Genomic DNA, 18,114 nt, shown 5'->3' on the forward strand with positions numbered 1-18,114 from the left:
GCCACTGCGAGTCAGTAAGGGGTTGGTAGCCATCAACCATAATGCCCGTGGAAGCCTAGGAACTCCCCGCGCAACTTACTGACTCGTTTCTTTTTAGCCCCTACCTAATTCCCAAACACGCTCTAAGGGTTTTTTCATCGAAATGATGCAAAAAGGTGGATGGTATGTATTTGGGAGGAAAAAACGTTAGTATGAGAATTCTAAAATTAAGGCCGGATCATTGAAACTATTCAACTCAATGGCAAATAAATATGTCATTTCTGGCTGAATGTATCTTTTTTCCGGATGAAGGGGGCTATTTGCCGGATATAGAATAAAGTGAAAAATGGATGAAATCTTCATTCAGAAGGCTTCAGGCCAATAAATAGGTACAAGGTAGTCAGGGCACCCGAATGACGGCTACGGCCGCGTATGGGGCATTGGTGAGGGCCCCTTGAATTTTGCCTCCATCCAAGGGAGTCAGTACAATCCGGCGGCCATCTGTTAGTACGTACTCGAAAGTGAAGACAATTTCGTCCCGTTGCACGAAGAAATTGGGCTGAAACGGCACTTGGGTAGTTTGACCATTCGTAGTAACCGTGCGCGTCAGGTTCTGCAGCACCTCGGAGAAGGGAATGGTCAGGGTAGCAGGAAAGGAGGAAACCGTTTTGTACAGAATGCGGGGTTCCACGCTGGTACCACGCCGGAATGTTTTGTACACCTCAATGGAGGCCAACTGAATGTCGCGCTGGTTACCGGGGTCCAGAGTAAACTCGAATACCGGGTTAGCGCCACTCCTGACTTGGTTGTAGTCGTAAAATGACTTGCTGGCGGCAATAGAAGGAAAAATAACAGGCAGACTTTCTACCTCCGGATAGGGGTCCTTGTCATCGTTCCGGCAACCCGACACGAAAAGGAACCCGAAGAGAAGCAACAGAGCAGAGAAGTATTTCATGATGAACGTGTTGGCAGTGCTACAGATGAAGAGTGCCCCGGTTTAGTTGGGGTCCCAGAAGATACGGTCGGTGGCTACGTTCACCTGGGCCGGGGCATTGGGGTTGGCCAGCAGGTCCGACTGTCGGTAGGGTAGGCGCAACGGGAAGGGACCGGTGGCCACCGTCTGGGCATCGTTGTCGTCATCGGCACTTATGATAACCGGGGCGAGGTTGGTGCGGCGGTAGTCGGTGTACAGGTCCAACCCCGAGCCGAAGCTGGCAATGTACTTTTCCGTCATAATCTGCCGCAGCTTGTCGGTATCGGTGGCGGCGTTGGTGTAGCGGGTGAGGGCCGCCGTTACATAGGTACTGATGCTGGTGGCCGAAATAACGGGGCTGCCATCCGCCGTGGCAATGGCATTCACCTTGTCGAAGGCGGCTCGAATGCCCTCTTCGTAGGCTTGCCGCGCGGCCGTGGGGTTGCTCAGTACCATCAGCTGTAGCTCCGCCTCAATGAACTTGCGCGAGAAAAACGGTAGAAAACGCTGCGCTACTACCCCTTTGCCCGAAGACTGCGTGGCCAGGCCGCCCGCATTGTTGTCGTACTTGCCACCAATAGGGTACAGGCCCTGCAGGGTGCGCAGGCTGGAGTTGTTGGTGGCAGCATTGGGGCCTACACTGCCGAAGCGCGTGGAAATAAATTTTCCATCCTGAAAATCCACGGTTTGCGCCACCGTAGAGGTAACCTGATTGTAGAAGTAATACGGAATGCGCGGATCGGTTCGAGACTTCATCAGCTGAAAAAACCGCGGATTGATGCTGTTTTCCCGGCCGCTGTTGGCATAGTCGCCAATGAAGCCCAGGTTACGGTTGTCGGGCTGGGTGCTGGCCCCGTACCGGAACTCGAAGTCGCCCCCGCTGGGTAGCAGGTCGCCGGCTGTCAGTAGGGCAGCTACGGGCTGCTGCACGTTGCGCACCAGCCGCACCTGGTTGTACAGCTTCAGCTTAATCGTAGAGGCCAGCTGGCGCCACCGCGTGAGGTTGCCATTGTAAATCAGGTCGCCGCTGATGGTACTATTGGGGGCTTTGGCCAGGTTGGCAATACCTTCATCCAGCAGCCGAAACAGGTCGTCGTAAATCTGCGCGTCGTCGTCGTAGCGCGGGGCGCGGTTGGCGGCGCCCTGCAGAGCCTCTGAGTACGGAATGTCGCCCCACATATCCACCATCTGACTGAACATGTAGGCTTTCTGGATCTGGGCAATGCCTACGTAGGCCCACTGCTGGCTGGCCGTGCTCTGGCGGATGATTTGCTCGTTATTCGAAAGGGCGTCGGTATATAAGCCGGCCCATTCATTCTCGAACGACTGACCGGTGAGGGTGTAGGAGCCGATACGGGTGTTTACCAACTGCTGCATGATGGCCGAGGTAGGCTGGCTCAGCCCATTCACGCTCTGGCCCAGGTAGGTGCTCATGGCAGCCTGAGAGGCGGCCAGCAGTAAGGGGCTTTCTACCTGCGTGGGATTCAGCGGGTCGGTATTGACGTCCAAAAAATCGTTACAACCGGTGCCCAGCGCCAATAAGCCGAGCAGGCTTAAGGTGGGCAAAGTTTTGCGGAAAAGCATATGCAAGAAAGGAAGTCGGGGTTAGAAAGTAACGCGCAAGTTCATGCCATAGCGGCGGGCCGTGGGGGCATTGGTATACTCAAAGCCTTGGGCGTTGGAGTTGCTGAACGAGCTGGTTTCGGGGTCGAAGTTGGTGTACTTGGGCAGGTTGGGGGAGTACCAGTATAGGTTGCGGCCCGAGAAAGAAACCGTGAGGGCGCCAATTTTAGCCTTCTCTACCCACTTGGTGGGTACTGCAAAAGCCAGCGTTACTTCCCGCAGGCGCACCGTGGTGGCCTCAAAAATGGAGTACTCGTCGGGGCTGTTGAGGGCAATGGAGCCGCCGGCCGACTGGAAGTACAAATCGTTGACGGATATAGCCCGGTTGTTGGGAATGGTGCTGCCGTCGGAGTTACGCTGGGGTTGCTGCAGGTTGTTGGGGTCGGCCAGCACACCCTTAATTAGCACCAGCCGCTCCCGGTCCTCCGTGTCCTTGGTTACGCCCCGCCCAATCAACGACTGAATGGTGGTGGAATACAGGTCGCCGCCGTAGCGGTAGTCCACCACGGTGTTCAGCGTAATCCATTTCCAGCGGAAGGAGTTGGTAAAGCCCATCTGAAATTTAGGGTTCGGATTTCCGATTACCTTAAATTCGGTGGCTTCAATAAGGGCCCCGGTTTTGGGATTAATTAACAAGTTGCCATTGTCATCCCGGGCCGCTACCGAGCCATAAATCAGTCCGTACTGGTACTTCTTGCCATCTTTTGGGGCGAAGTGAATGGCCTGTGGCCCGCCGGCAAAAGCCGGAGCATTCAGAGGCAGCTGGTCCAAACCCGGTGCCAGTTCCTCAATCAGGTTAAGGTTGTGAGCAAAGGTTGTATAACTATTCCAGCCGAAGTTTTCCGTCTGTACCGGTACCAGCGTCAGGCCCAGCTCCACACCTTTATTGGAAACTTCCCCAAAGTTGGTGAGATACTGGCTGAAGCCGGTAGAAGTCGGAATCTGGATGGGCGAAATCTGATTGGTGGTATGCCGGTTATAGTACGTGGCTTCCAACGCAACGCGGTCCTTCAGGAAACCCAGGTCAAGCCCGACCTCCGTGCTGGTGGTAAATTCCGGCGTCAGGTTGGGGTTGCCAATAGTACCGGCAAAGCTGGCGCCCGGAGTGAGGAAGGATACGCCATCGGCCCGGAAGGGAAAATCCGTGCTGCCGGCGTTATTGCCGTAAGAGGGGTTGATGGTGTACTGGGTAGAAAGAGAATACGGGTCGGCGTCGTTACCAGTCCGGGAAATACTGGCGCGCACCTTGCCCAGGTTTAGCCAGTTGTATTTTAGGTCGAAGGCATCCGTAAATACAAACGACACCCCGGCGCTGGGATAAAAGAAGCTCCGGTTGCTGGTGGGTAGGGTAGAAGACCAGTCATTACGGCCCGTCAGGTTCAGATAGGCCCAGTCCTTATACCCCAGCGTCACGTCGCCCAATACCCCAAACAGTCGGCGCTTACTGTAGCCAGCACCGTTCGTGAATATTTCCTGGGTATTACTAATGTTGTCAATCCCGAATACGGTAATCTTGTTGCCGCTGAACGAGGTGCTTTCGTACTGACGCTGGTTGATGTTATGGCCCAGCACGGCCCGCAGCGAAATATCTTCGTTCAGGTTTCGGTCGGCCGTCAGCAGCAGCGTCTGCTCCAGCTCGGTGTTGCGGATGTTGTCCTCCAGAATGTTGCCCACGCCCCCAGCGCCCACCGAACCCGGCCGGATGGTCGTCCGGCGGGCTTCCGTGTACGTATTCACGCCCCCCACGTAACTCAGGCTCAGCCAGCTGTTGATATCGTAGCCCAACGACACGTTGCTGATAACCCGGTCAACCTGGGAAGTATAGCGGTTATTTTCTACCGACCACAGCGGATTGTCAGCCTGGCCCGTCAGCCAGCCGTACACCGAGCCTTTCGTAAGGGGGTTAGTCGTGGGCAGCCCCATCAAATCCATGTTGCGGGGCTGGAACAGAATGCGGGCGAAGGCCGAAGCATTGCCAATGGCATTATTGGCGCCCAGCTGTGGCCCCTGCTGGTTACTGTTTGTATAGGTAACGCTGCCCCCAATCCGGAGCTTGTTGAATTGAGAAGAGCCCCCGGCACTGATGCTGTTGCGGATAAAATTCGATTCCGGAATCATACCCTGCTGGTCGGCCCGCGACACCACGCTGGTAAAGGTGGCATTGTCCGTAGCACCCGTCAGCGTTATCGAGTTTTCGAATAGCCGGCCGGTATCGAAAAAGTCCTTGACGTTGTCGGGATAAGCCTTGTAGTCGTACGTCTGATCTACATACTCCGGAAAAGCGGTCTGCAGCTCAGGTAAGGTGGCCAGGGGGTGCTGCACCGGCGCAATAGTGCCGAACCGGGGGCCCCAGCTGCCGTTAGTGGTGCCATAGGCAAAGTTGGCTCCCGACCCGTACGAGTTCTGGTACTGGGGCAGGTTGGCAATTTTTTCCAAAGAGTACGCCGAGCTGTAATCCACTTTCACGCCTTTTTGCGCGCGTTTCTTACTGCCGGTTTTAGTGGTAATTACAATCACCCCGTTTGCCCCGCGTGAGCCGTACAATGCCGCCGCCGCGCCCCCTTTCAGCACGTTCATGCTTTCAATGTTGTTGGGGTCCAGATCGGCAGCCCGGTTCGAGTAGCCGGCTCCCCGCACCAAGGGGTTATCAGAGTTCAGCTGGTCATTGTTGAAGGGAATACCATCCACAATAAACAGCGGCTGGTTGTTGCGCTGCAACGAGGAGTTGCCCCGGATGGTAATTCGTGTGGAGGAGCCGGGTACCCCGCTGGCGCTGGTGATATTCACGCCCGGAATCTTGCCCTGCAGCGTCCGGAGCACATCCGGCTCCGACTTCTGCACCACCTGCTCATTCTTGATTTCACTAACGGCATAGCCCAATGCCCGCTTCTCGCGCTGGATACCGGCAGCCGTAACAATTACTTCGCTGAGCTGCTCCGTATTCACGGCCAGTGTAACGTCCAGCACGGCATTGCTGCCAATGCTGACTTCCTGCGTACTAAACCCCAGTTGCTTCACAACAAGCGTGGTGGCCGATGCCGGAATATTGAGCGTGTACTGGCCTTCGGCGTTAGTAGCAGTACCAATAGTAGAGCCCTTCACAATCACGCTGACGCCCGGCAAGCCCTCTTTGGTAGTTGCGTCCAGTACTCGGCCGCTAATAGTTCGCGTCTGCGCCTGCCCATGTCCCATAACGGACAAGGCCAGGAGCAGAGCCCCCAGCAAGTAGTGGTGTTTCATGAAAAAAAAGTAGAGTTAGGACAATAGGAAAGAAATGAGCGTGAGACCTGCGTAGCTAAAGTAGTTTTTTTGCACGGAATACTGGCATATATAGATTCTTATTGAAATTAGTAGGGGATAAAGGGCCAAACACTGGTCAAATCATCAAACCGGCAGCCTCTTAGCTAGGTGGTTACCACAGCTGGCTACTATTTAGTGTAGCAGGGCTGAGAAAACACAACCTGCCCTATCAGTAAGGGGCAGACCTCATGTGTTGGTGATAGGGACATACAGCCATTTGTTCTGTACTACTATTATATATGGCCCGAAATGAGGATGCGGAAGCCAAGGAGGCTACTGCAGGAATACGATTGTGTAGGCAACAACTACTACAATTGATAATGAACTAATTCAATATTGAATAGTACTAAAATGTTGGTATTTATTCCTAATATCTTATCAGCAACCCTATTGTAGTAGTTGTTGCAATAAATGTTCGAACAGTTGATTACTTTTAGCGAAGAATGAGAGCAGGGTTTAAAACTTTTCAGTTTTAGACATCAAATCCTAACTTGGAGCTCAGTTTAACTCACCAAACCTTTTTCACTCACATGCGGAAAATTTTATTGACGGCGGCTCTGGCCGCGCCCGTACTGTTGCAGCAGGCGGCCGCGCAGAACCGGCAAATCTCTGGGCGGGTTACCGACCGTTCGACTGGTCAAGGCCTTCCGGGAGTTACGGTACTCGTTAAGGGTACCACTATTGGTGTTTCCACCAATTCCGATGGTACCTATACCATTAGCGCACCTGCAACTGCTACCACCCTGTCGTTCACCTCTATCGGCTTCGTAGCCGTTGAGCGTACTATCGGTGATGCTTCCACAATTGACATTGGGCTGGCTACTGACTCCAAGCAACTGGGCGAAGTAATCGTAACGGCTCAGAACGTAGAGCGTACCCGCAACTCGCTGCCCTACTCGGCAACGCAGGTAGAGGGTGACAACATCACGAAGGCCCGTAACCCTAACTTTATCAACGGTCTGTCGGGTAAAGTAGCCGGTGTGCAGATCCGCCAGAGCAACACGCTCGGTGGTTCCACCAACGTGCTGATCCGGGGTACCAAGTCGCTGTTCGGGAACAACCAGCCTTTGTTCGTAGTAGACGGCGTTCCAATCAGCAACGCCAACACTAACTCTGCTGATCAGCAGACGGGTCGTGGTGGATACGACTACGGCAACGCTGCTGCTGACATCAACCCCGATGATATTGCTTCAACGACTATCCTGAAGGGTGCTGCCGCAACGGCCCTGTACGGGGAGCGTGCAGCCAACGGCGTAATCCTGATTACGACCAAGAAAGGCCGTAAGGGCCTGGGCGTAACTATTAACCTGGGTGCCACCGCCGGCCGCATCGACAAGAAAACCTTCATTAAGTATCAGAATGAGTACGGTGCTGGTTATGGCCGCTACTACGAAGATGCTTCCGGTTTCTTCCTGTCGCGTGACATCAACGGCGACGGTGTGGATGATCTGGTAACTCCTTTGTCGGAAGATGCTTCCTACGGTGCCAGATTCGATCCAAATCTGCGCGTCTACCAGTGGGATTCGTTTGATCCTACCTCGCCTACCTACAAGCAGGCCACACCCTGGGTAGCAGCTGAAAACGGTCCGGAGTCCTTCTTTAAGACGGCCTTCACCCTCAACAACAGCATTTCCATTGATGGTGGCAACGACAATGGCTACTTCAAGCTGGGCTACAACAACATCCGCGACAAGGGTGTGCTGGAGAACTCCGAAGTAAACAAGAACATTGTCAACTTCGCTGGATCCCTGAACCTGACGCCTAAGCTGACTACCACGGCGGCTATTAACTACACCCGCGTAGATGGCAAAGGCCGTTACGGTACAGGTTATGGTGATGGTAACGTCATGACCAACTTCCGTCAGTGGTGGCAGACCAACGTAGATCTGAAGCAGCAGAAAGCCGCTTTCGAGCGTACCGGCCGCAACGCTACCTGGAACTACTCTGACCCCAGCGACCTGTCGCCCATCTACTGGAACAACCCCTACTGGGTTCGGTACAAGAACTACGAAACCGACCAGCGTAACCGCTTCTTCGGCAACGTAGCTGCCACGTATAAAGTAACTGACTGGTTCAACATCCTGGGTCGCGTAACAGCTGACTCCTACGATGAGATTCAGGAGGAGCGGAACGCCGTGGGCAGCGTAGGTTTGTCCAGCTATGACCGCTACAACCGGACCTCGCGGGAGTATAACTACGACCTGATCGGTAACTTCTCGAAGAATGTTACCGACAATTTCAGCATCAAGGGGCTGATTGGCGCTAACCTGCGTCGTCAGTACATCAGCACTATTTCCGCTGGTACCAACGGTGGTCTGGTTGTGCCGGATCTGTACTCCTTGTCGAACTCGGCCAGCGACCCGCTGCCCCCGAATGAAAACGAACAAAAAATTGCTGTAGACGGTATTTTCGCCAGCGCTACGCTTGGTTTCCGTGAGATGCTCTTCCTGGATCTGACGGCCCGTCGTGACAAATCGACTACGCTGCCCAGCAAGAACAACACGTTTGTGTATCCTTCGGTAGCAGCTGGTTTTGTTTTCTCGGAGCTGATGAAGGATGTATCGTGGTTGTCCTACGGTAAAATCCGCGCTAACTACGCCGAGGTTGGCCAGGGTGCTTCGGCATTAGCAGTAAACGATATCTACTCGAAGATTTCGACTTTCAATGGCAACCCCCTGTTCTCGGTTCCAAGCACCAAGAACAACCCCGACCTGAAGCCTGAGCGCACGAAGAGCGCCGAAGGTGGTCTGGAAATGAATTTCCTCTCCAACCGGGTAGGCTTCGACTTCACGGTATACCAGCAGAACACGGTTAACCAGATCATTCCGGTTACCCTCTCGACGGCCACTGGCTACAGCAACCGCTTCGTAAACTCGGGTGAAGTGCGTAACCGTGGTATCGAGCTGACGGCTTTTGTAACGCCGGTTAAAACCGCTGATTTCTCCTGGACGCTGAACGCCAACTGGACGCGCAACCGCAACGAGGTTCTCTCGCTGTATCAGGATGTGCAGAACATTGTACTGGCTACCTACCAGGGCGGTGTTAGCTCCAACGCTACCGTAGGTGAGCCCTTCGGCTCAATCCGTGGCTCAAACTACGTGTACAAAGACGGGCAGAAAGTAGTTAGCGCTACAACTGGTTATTACCAGCAGTCGGCTACTTCGAACGAAGTAATCGGTAACCCCAACCCTGACTGGACCGGTGGTGTTTCCAACACCCTGAACTACAAAGGTCTGGCGCTGTACTTCCTGGTAGACATCCGCCAGGGTGGTGATATCTTCTCCCTGGACCGCTACTATGGTCTGGCAACCGGTATGACCCCAGAAACGGCTGGTTTGAATGACCTGGGTAACCCTTCGCGTAACACAATTGCCAATGGTGGTGGTGTTATCCTGCCCGGTGTGCTGGCTGATGGTACGCCAAACACCCGCCGCGTAAGCAACACCAACTACGGTCTGTATGGCTACCTGCGCAACCCTGCTGCCGGCTTCGTGTACGATGCCAGCTTCGTGAAGCTGCGCGAAGTATCCCTGACTTACTCGCTGCCAACCTCCATCACGTCGAAACTGGGTGGTGTGAAGGGTATCGACTTCTCCGTAGTAGGTCGTAACCTCTGGATTATCTCCAAGAATCTGCCGGATGCTGACCCTGAAGATGCACTGAGCTCAGGAAACTTGGGTCAGGGTTATTCTTCGGGATCTTTCCCTGCTGTTCGCACGTTTGGTGGTAACATCCGCTTAAGCTTCTAAGGAAAATTACAAATGAAAAAATCACTTCTCCTCATCCTGCCGGCGCTGGTACTTGCTACTTCCTGCGTTGACACCCTGGATGACTATAACATTGACCCAAAGCGCCCGAGCAGCGTTCCTGCCACCTCTCTGGTTTCGAATGCCGAGCTTAGCCTGACGCGCACCCTGGTTAGCCCCAGCGTAAACCTGAATCCTTTCCGTCTGTACGTTCAGCATTGGGCTGAAACCACGTACTACGATGAAAGTATTTACGACATCAGAACCCGTAACATCAACGGTGGCTTCTGGACTGCCATCTACCGTGACGTGCTGCGTGATTTGAAAGAAGCAAAAGCCATTATCACGGCTGATGGCACGCTGGATCCGGCCGTTAAGGCTAACCAGCTGGCTTCTATTGAGGTGCTGGAGGTGTATGCCTGGACGACGCTGGTAGACGTATTCGGTAACGTGCCGTACTCGCAAGCGCTGGACTTCAACAATCCGCAGCCGAAGTATGACGATGCCAAGACCATCTACACGGATCTGTTCGCACGTCTGAACGCGGCCATTGCTAAGTTTGACCCCACGGCCGAAGGCCTGGGCAGTGCCGACCTGATTTATGATGGTGACGTGGCGGAGTTTGCAAAGTTTGCCAACTCGCTGAAGCTGCGGATGGCCCTGACCATCTCCGACGACGACGCGGCCACTGCCAAAACGCAGGCAGAAGCCACCCGTGGTAAAACCATTGCTTCGAACAGCGAAAACGCTGATCTGGCTTTCCAGACCTCGAACCCCAACACCAATCCGTTGTTCGAGCAGTTGGTACAGAGCGGTCGTAACGACTTTGTTGCTGCCAACACGTTCGTTACGGTGCTGAACAACCTGAGCGACCCCCGCGCAACTCAATTCTTCAAGTTGAAGAATGGCGCTATCCGTGGTGGTGTATATGGTGCCAGCAACAACTACGCTTCCTTCTCGGCTCCTGGTGTTAACCAGGAAGATCCGACGCACCCTGGCGTACTGCTTTCCTATGCCCAAGTAGAGTTCCTGCTTGCTGAGGCGGTGGAGCGTGGTTTCAACGTGGGTGGTACGGCTAAGTCGCACTACGATGCCGGCGTTACAGCCTCCATCCAGCAGTGGGGTGGCTCGGCAACGGATGCCGCTGCGTACCTGTTGAAGCCTGCGGTTAACTACCTCACGGCTACGGGCAACTACAAGCAGAAAATCGGTACTCAGGCGTGGATTGCCCTGTACGACCAGCCCGTTGATGGCTATCGGGAATACCGTCGCCTGGACTACCCGGCTCTGGTGAAGCCTGCTCAGGCGCTGTCTAACATTCCGCGTCGTTTCTTCTACCCAGTAGTAGAGCAGAACCTCAACACAGCTAACAACAGCGCGGCTGCTACCGCTATTGGTGGCGACAACGTTGACACGCGAATCTTCTGGGACAAATTCTAATTTGTGCTGGAGTGATAAAAAAAGGGCCGCCAACTTGGCGGCCCTTTTTGTTTTCAGGGTTTGCAACAAACCCAGGTTGCTGTGCTGCGAGAGAGTAACATCTGCGTCCTTTGTTGTGACACAGGGTGCGCAGATAATTTTTTGTAAGAGTACTGTGCCGCTAGCTCTGCATCAGGAACCCCTTGATATATTCTTCCAGGTCACCATCCAGTACGTTTTGCACATCGGTTCGCTCGATACCCGTACGAAGGTCTTTTACGAGCTTATAGGGGTGTAACACGTAGTTGCGGATCTGGGAACCAAAGTCGATGCGCTTTTTGCCGGCTTCTACCACCGCCCGGGCTTCGTTACGCTTATCCAACTCCAACTGGTAGAGGCGGGATTTAAGCATCCGGAGGGCATGCTCCTTGTTCATGAGTTGGCTCCGCTCAATCTGGCACTCAATGACAATGCCGGAGGGAGCGTGCTTAAGCCGTACGGCCGTTTCTACCTTGTTCACGTTTTGTCCGCCGGCACCACCGGCCCGATACGTGTCCCAGGTAATATCGCCGGGGTTGATCTGGATGTCGATGGTATCGTCGACTACTGGGTAAGCAAAGACCGAAGCAAACGACGTATGCCGTCGGCCGCTGCTGTCAAAGGGGGAAATACGTACTAGCCGGTGTACTCCGATTTCACTTTTGAGGTAGCCATAAGCAAACTGCCCCTCTATTTCCAGGGATGCGGACTTGATGCCGGCCCCTTCGCCGGGCTGGTAGCTGACCTGCCGGACCGTGAAGCCCTGCTTTTCACCCCACATGATGTACATGCGCATGAGCATCTCGGCCCAATCCTGGCTTTCGGTGCCGCCGGCCCCGGGGTTTATTTCCAGGATAGCCGAAAGCTGGTCTTCTTCGTCGGAGAGCATTCGTTTGAACTCCAGGCGCTCCACTGCCTGCTGGGCAGCGGCAAACTCGCGCTGCATTTCGTCCTCGGCTACGTCGCCTTCCCGGTAGAAGTCATAGAGGACTTCCACGTCGCCGAGGCTTTTCTCCACGGCTTCGTAATCATCCGTCCAGACTTTTACAGCTTTGATTTCCTTCATGACAGCCTCCGCCTTTTTGGAATCATCCCAGAAGCCGGGGGTAGTGGTTTGCTGCTCAGTTTCTAGTACCTGGGCTTTGCGGGCATCGTAGTCAAAGATACCTCCTCAGGGCCTCAGCGCGGCCCTTCAACTCCTTCACCTGATCTTGGGTCATGGAAAAAAATGCGTGAATGAATAAAAAATGCGGGTTGGCTTCTGTCTGATTGCGCAGGTAAAGTGGCCCGAAGTTCGGGATAAATTAGCCAGCGGCCGAAAACAAATGCGGAGCGCATCCCGGCTGGGCACGCTCCGCACTGGTAAAGCAAAACAACTCGGTAGCTTACACCCGCACCATCCAATTGTGCGTATCAGCCGCCTCGCCACTCCGAATGGCGGTCAAGGCACCTGACACCCGGTTAGAGAAGGCATCGGTGGGCACAGTGGGCAGCGTGTAATCCTGACCTTGGTAGCCAATAACGGCAATGGGGGCAATGGTGGCGGCAGTGCCCACTCCAAATGCTTCCTGCAGCGTACCTTGAGCATGAGCGTCCAGAATTTCCAGCGCCGATACTTTACGCTCCTCCACAGGCATGCCCCAGTCGCGAGCTAGTTGTAGCACACTGCGGCGCGTGATGCCATCCAGAATAGAAGTGCTGAGCGCCGGCGTTACGAGGTGGCCGTTGATAACGAACATGGCGTTCATGGTGCCGGATTCCTCTACGTATTTATGCTCCGATGCATCGGTCCAGATAAGCTGGTTGTAGCCTTCCTGCTGGGCCAGCTTGGTGGGGTACATAGCGGCACCGTAGTTGCCGGCATTCTTGGCAAATCCGGCTCCCCCTTCAGCCGAGCGAACATACTTCTCCTCGAAGCGGACGCGCAACGGCTTGTTATAGTACAGGCCAACGGGGCAGGTGATAATCATGAAGCGGTACGAATCGGAGGGACGTACGCCCAGTAGACCATCGGTGGCAAACATGAAGGGGCGGATATAAAGGGCACTGCCGGTAAAGCTTGGTACCCACTCCGCGTCCAGCTGAATGAGCTGCCGCAGCCCTTGCATGAAGATTTCTTCCGGAATGCTGGGCATACACATCCGCTCGGCCGAGGCGTTGAGGCGGTGCAGGTTATCGGCGGGACGGAAGATGTAGATGTCGCCTTCCTTGTTTTTGTACGCTTTCATTCCCTCGAAAATAGCCTGTCCGTAGTGCAGGGCCGAGTTGGCCGGGCTAATGGACATGTCGCCGTAGGGTACGATTTGAGGCTCCTGCCACTCGCCGTCGTGGTAGTCGACTACCAGCATGTGGTCGGAGAACGTCTTGCCGAATTCCAAGTTATCAAAATCCACTTCGGGCAGGCGCGACGCCGCGGTGCGGGTGGCGGAAATGGTCAGCGTGTCAATCATGAGGAGTGGGGTGGGAGGGTAAAGGTGAAAGCACGCCAACGGTACCGCTGCCAGAGCCAAGCAGTGTACGCTAACTGTGCCGGGGTGGGTGGGAAAATGGGGGTGAACGAGAAGTAAAGGTGCGGAATTTCTTCCGAACACTTGTTAGTCTGGCTTGGTGCCAATCACTACATGCGGGGCTCCCACTTCACCTCTTCCGCCTGTAGCTCGTGGGCCATCTGGCGGCTAAGTACGAAGAGAAAATCGGAGAGGCGGTTCAGGTACATTACCACCAAATTAGCCACGAATGAGTCTTCCTGGAGCTGGATGACCAGCCGCTCGGCGCGGCGGCAGACACAGCGGGCCACATGGGCAAACGATACGGACTGGTGGCCCCCGGGCAGCACAAACACCCGCAGCTCCGGCAGGACCTCATTCATGCGGTCCATTTCCTGCTCCAACAAAGCAATATCCTCGGCGTGCAGGTCCGGAATCTTCATCTTCGACTTGTCAGGATCGGAGGCCAGGGAGGCGCCAACCGTGAACAGCCGGTCCTGGATTTCTTTCAGCAGCGGACGGCGGCTCGCATTTACCTCTTGGTCGCGCACTAAGCCGATGTAGGAATTCAGCTCATCTACGGTGCCGTAGCACTCGATACGCAGACTGGATTTTGGGACCCGGGTACCGCCGATAAGGGAGGTAAGGCCCTTATCACCAGTTTTGGTATAGATTTTCAAACGAATAGGCGAAAAAACGGTGGATGGCAAACTGGTAACCCGCAACCTCCGCAACTGTTGGTGCGGGCCGCTTAATGTCCGGCCAGCTGCGCGGCGGCAACACCCTGGTTTGCCACATCGGACTCAACGAGGCCGTCGCGCAGGCGGACGATGCGGTGCGCATGGCGGGCAATGTCCTCTTCGTGGGTAACCATGATGATGGTGTTGCCGCGCACATACAGGGCCTCAAACAGCTCCATAATCTCGTGGCTGGTGCGCGTGTCAAGGGCCCCGGTGGGCTCGTCGGCCAGAATGATGCTGGGGCTGTTGACGAGGGCCCGGGCAATGGCTACCCGTTGGCGCTGGCCCCCCGACAGCTCGTTGGGTTTGTGCAGGGCCCGCTCGCCCAGCCCTACGCTACGTAGTGCTTCCCGGGCCATTTCCTGCCGCTCACTTTTACCATAGCCGGCGTAAATCAGGGGCAGAGCTACATTATCGAGGGCGGTGGCCCGGGGCAGAAGGTTGAACGACTGGAAGACGAAGCCGATTTCTTTGTTGCGCACATCGGCCAGCTGATTGTCCGTCATGTTGCTGACGTCCTTGCCGTTGAGGATATACTGCCCGCCCGAGGGAGTATCGAGGCAGCCCACGATGTTCATGAGCGTGGATTTGCCGGAACCCGAAGGCCCCATAAAGGCCACATACTCGCCGCGCTGAATGGTAATGGATACGGATTGCAACGCATGAATTTCCTCCGTCCCCATCCGGTAGACTTTGGAAATATCTGTGGTTTGGATGACGGGAGGCAGCATAACCAGAGGGCCAGGGGTTAGTTCCAGGGGGCAGCAGCAGCAGCACGGGCCGCACGGCGCGCCTCGTACTCTGTACGAAAGGTAGCGTAATCTGCGGGGGAAAGCAATGTGCCCAGGCGGTAGAGCGGAGACTGGGCATATTCGGTAAGGCCGACGGGTACAGACGCCAGCACGTAGGCTTGCAGCAGCACCACCGAGCCGGGGTTGTACTCGACCCCGCGCAGGAGCACATTGTAGGCCTGCTCAAACTGGTTGCGGCGGGTATAGAAACGCGCTGCCGCCACCAGCCCGTTTTCGGCGAAAGGTGCCTCGCGGGCCACCTGCTGGTAAAGGCGGGCCGCCTCGGCGGGCTGGTTATCCGCTTCCGCCAAAGCTGCCCGGAAGTACAGCCGCTGAAACGTATCGAAACCCTCGAAGCGCCCGTTCCGCAGTAGCTGCCGCAACTCGGGCCACTGTTTGCCCCGGGTGTATACTTCACCCCGCAACACGTTCCAGGCCGAAGCATCGGGCGCATTGATGGCCGGAGCGGTTTGCCGGAGCGTTTGCTGCACCGCCGCCAACTCATTGTGCTGCAGAGCGCGCGGCAGCTGGGCCAGCAAGGCCACCCTCCGTAGCGCGGGGGAAGCAATGGTAGTTGCTGCCGACAGCGTTTCGGTGGTGGGCAGCTCGTCGCCGCGTACTACCAAGTACTGGGCTTTTACAGAATCCGACGCCGAGGCAAACTCTGTTCGGAAGTCGAGGTCGAGAACCGTAAGCAACTGCCGGGCTCCTGGCTGTAGCGGCTGTTCGGGGCCCATGAGGGCCCGCCGGGCCACCTGTCTGGCCGAATCGGGCTGGCTGGATAAAGCCAGGGCGTAGGCTTCGGGTAGAGCAGCAGCGGTAGCTCCGTTCTGGCGGGCTTCGTTGAGGCGGGTGGCCGCCGGAGCGGGCAGGCGCTGGTCCAGCAGCCACAGCCCCTGCAACTGCTGATAGTACGCCGTAGCCGCGCTGGAGCCGGTAGCCAAAGGCGTTATCGTTGCCTGAGCCGCTACCGGCCGGCCGCCGTAGTGCTGGGTGAAGGCCCGCAGAAACGTCAGCTGGTCCAGGTAGGCCGCGTTGGCGGGCCGGGCCAGCAGGCGGGGCAGCCGGACCAGCAGAGTGGTATCGTGCCGCAGCGCCAACTGCAAACCCTGGTGGTAGAGTCGAGCGAAAGAGGCGGGCGAAAGAACCGTAGTGGTATCCGGGGAAGCGCCAAGGCCGGCCGGCTTGCCGGTAAGCTGGGCAAGCAGCAAAGCATTGCTCTGGAGGGCATCATCGGGACTATTGGCGGTGGCAGCGGCCACGGTTTCGGCCTCCGCCCAGCGCTGTTGCCTGATGTAGTAGGCTAGCTCGTTGGCCAGCAAAATGGGGTTGTCGGGCGCGGCGGCCGTGGCACGGCTTTGGTATAGCGCCGCCGAATCGGAGAGGGTGGAGCGGGAGAAAAGCTGGGCCATGTCGCCGTTGAGGGCGGCGCTGCCGGGAGTAGCCTTCAGGGCGTCGCGCAACACGGCCAGCCGGTCAAAAAAGTCCGTGGGCTCGTTGTAAAGGGCTGCCAGTCGCAAGGAAATTTTCTCGGAAGGCCGCCGGGCCAGGGCGCGGCGCAGGATGTTGATTTCATTCTGCCGCTGCTGACGGAAGCGGTACAAAGCCGCCCGCCCAAGGCTGGCCTTGTGGTTATGCTGGTCGAGCACGTCGCTTTCGGCGTAATATCGCTCAGCCAGCAGGGCCTGGGCCATATCGTCGGGCCGGTACTCGCTTTCCAGTCGGGACAAGTCGCCCAGGTTGTTGAAGGTAGCGGCCTGGACCTGGTCGAGCAGGAAGAAGTTGTTGCGCATAGTAACAACTGCCACAGCCGCAATACCCAGGATGTACATAGCGTAGAACGGGAAGCGGCGCGGCTCATACACCACGCGGTACACGGGCAGCTTGCGGCGCAGCAGCGGCGCGAAGTTCAGCAGGACATACAGCAAGAAAGCCCCGCCTACCCCCAGAAACGCCAGTACCGTAAAGTCGCGGCCGGCTTGCAGCATGGGGTCGTTGGCAGTAGCCAGGGCGTAACCCAGTACCGCCGCGGCCAGCAGCACCAGTACCCCGTAAAGCACCCGCGCCGCCTCCGGATACGGAATCCAGTCCTGGAAGGTAGCGGCGCGGCGGTCCAGGCTCAGCCAGCCCGTCAGCACGGCCGGTACCAACAAAATGTAGGGGTCGAGGTGCAGGCCGGGCAGAACCAGCAGCTCACTCTGGTTGAGGTAGTACAGCAGCAGCATACCCAGATACAGGCCGCTGGCCAGCAGAAAAGCCCACAGCCCGTACCGGCCGCTGGGGGTATCAGCCTGGGTGTTGAGCCACAGCAGGCCGTGGATGTTCTCGAAAGCAACCCACAGCACCAGCAAGGCAAAAGCCACGGCGCCGCTGGTCGTGAAAAAGGCGCTGAGGTGCAGGGCCGTTACTTCGGCTGGGTTGGGATTGTGCAGAAACAGCACGGCCCCCAAAGCCGCCACCAGCGCCGCGAAAGTGCCCAGCCGCACCGGAAACGAAGTATCGGGCCGGAAAGCGTGGAAGTAGTAGGCCGGCAGCCCCAGGCCAGCCAGGGCCAGCAGCAGGAAATACTGTTGCTGCCCGTTGATAACGTCCAGCAGATCCGCATTCAGCGACATCAGCAGGAAAATCACCAGGGCCATGCCGGCCACAAACGCCGGGCGGACCAGGCTGCTCACGGCCGCCAGAAAGTACACCAGCGCTACGCCCAGCAGGGCAATCAGCACTTGAGCGGCGCCGGGCTGCAAAAACGGGCCCGCTACGTCGTAGGTCTGGGTGACGAGGTAGGTGTTGGCCTGCACCGGCACTTGCTGAACCCCCACTGCCACCCGGGCAACGGTAGTAGGAACGGGCGTAAGCTGGGTGACCGGCTGGATGGGCAGAACGGCATCGTCGGCGGTGGCGTAGTGCCAGCCAACCAGGGCCACGGTCAAGGCAACGCACAGGGCCAGAAATACCAAAGGCGCCCGCCAGTGAAGGGGGCGCGTGGAGGCAGCGGGGAGCAGGGGAGTGGGCACTAGG

The 18,114-nt window shown here is 56.5% G+C and carries 10 protein-coding genes; 2 read left to right on the top strand and 8 right to left on the bottom strand.

The annotated features are described in order from the left end of the window. Nucleotides 1-379 precede the first annotated feature (379 nt). The 3 genes from EI290_RS19910 to EI290_RS19920 are packed head-to-tail and all read right to left on the bottom strand — an operon-like array spanning nucleotide 380 to nucleotide 5,815. Entirely contained in the window at nucleotides 380-934 is a 555-nt protein-coding gene (locus EI290_RS19910) for a hypothetical protein (RefSeq protein ID WP_125433403.1), read from the bottom strand. A 42-nt stretch (nucleotides 935-976) separates the two neighbouring features. Beyond that, nucleotides 977-2,536: a SusD/RagB family nutrient-binding outer membrane lipoprotein gene (locus tag EI290_RS19915; RefSeq protein WP_125433404.1), complete on the bottom strand. Its 1,560-nt coding sequence runs from the start codon at nucleotides 2,534-2,536 to the stop codon at nucleotides 977-979. Between the two features lie 21 nt (nucleotides 2,537-2,557). Beyond that, entirely contained in the window at nucleotides 2,558-5,815 is a 3,258-nt protein-coding gene (locus tag EI290_RS19920; protein WP_125433405.1) for a SusC/RagA family TonB-linked outer membrane protein, read from the bottom strand. Nucleotides 5,816-6,405: 590 nt separating this feature from the next. Between EI290_RS19920 and EI290_RS19925 the strand changes: the two genes are divergently transcribed. Together EI290_RS19925 and EI290_RS19930 are read left to right on the top strand one after the other, a co-directional pair. Beyond that, nucleotides 6,406-9,624, top strand: coding sequence for a SusC/RagA family TonB-linked outer membrane protein (locus EI290_RS19925; RefSeq protein WP_125433406.1), 3,219 nt, complete (start codon nucleotides 6,406-6,408; stop codon nucleotides 9,622-9,624). A gap of 12 nt (nucleotides 9,625-9,636) precedes the next feature. Next, the gene (locus tag EI290_RS19930) at nucleotides 9,637-11,061 is read left to right on the top strand and encodes a SusD/RagB family nutrient-binding outer membrane lipoprotein (RefSeq protein WP_125433407.1); all 1,425 of its coding nucleotides are present in this window, start codon (nucleotides 9,637-9,639) and stop codon (nucleotides 11,059-11,061) included. Between the two features lie 160 nt (nucleotides 11,062-11,221). On the opposite strand, the gene prfB is transcribed toward EI290_RS19930, so the two are convergent. From prfB to EI290_RS19955, 5 genes are all read right to left on the bottom strand, one after another. Further along, nucleotides 11,222-12,299 (bottom strand): peptide chain release factor 2 gene (prfB, locus tag EI290_RS19935; protein ID WP_125433408.1). Its coding sequence is split into 2 segments (ribosomal slippage): nucleotides 11,222-12,238 and nucleotides 12,240-12,299, totalling 1,077 coding nucleotides; the frame shifts between segments, so codons are not numbered across the junction. Between the two features lie 165 nt (nucleotides 12,300-12,464). Then, entirely contained in the window at nucleotides 12,465-13,529 is a 1,065-nt protein-coding gene (locus EI290_RS19940; RefSeq protein ID WP_125433409.1) for a branched-chain amino acid aminotransferase, read from the bottom strand. A 167-nt stretch (nucleotides 13,530-13,696) separates the two neighbouring features. Then, nucleotides 13,697-14,245, bottom strand: a complete 549-nt coding sequence (locus EI290_RS19945) for a cob(I)yrinic acid a,c-diamide adenosyltransferase (protein ID WP_125433410.1) — start codon at nucleotides 14,243-14,245, stop codon at nucleotides 13,697-13,699. Nucleotides 14,246-14,316: 71 nt separating this feature from the next. Next, nucleotides 14,317-15,036 carry an ABC transporter ATP-binding protein gene (locus tag EI290_RS19950; protein ID WP_125433411.1) on the bottom strand — a complete coding sequence of 240 codons (720 nt, stop codon included), beginning with the start codon at nucleotides 15,034-15,036 and terminating at the stop codon, nucleotides 14,317-14,319. Between the two features lie 17 nt (nucleotides 15,037-15,053). After that, on the bottom strand, nucleotides 15,054-18,110 hold the full coding sequence (locus tag EI290_RS19955; protein ID WP_125433412.1) for a hypothetical protein: 3,057 nt from the start codon (nucleotides 18,108-18,110) through the stop codon (nucleotides 15,054-15,056). Between the last annotated feature and the right edge of the window lie 4 nt (nucleotides 18,111-18,114).

Origin of the sequence: Hymenobacter metallilatus (assembly GCF_003944705.1) — a bacterium.
GTDB lineage: Bacteria > Bacteroidota > Bacteroidia > Cytophagales > Hymenobacteraceae > Hymenobacter > Hymenobacter metallilatus.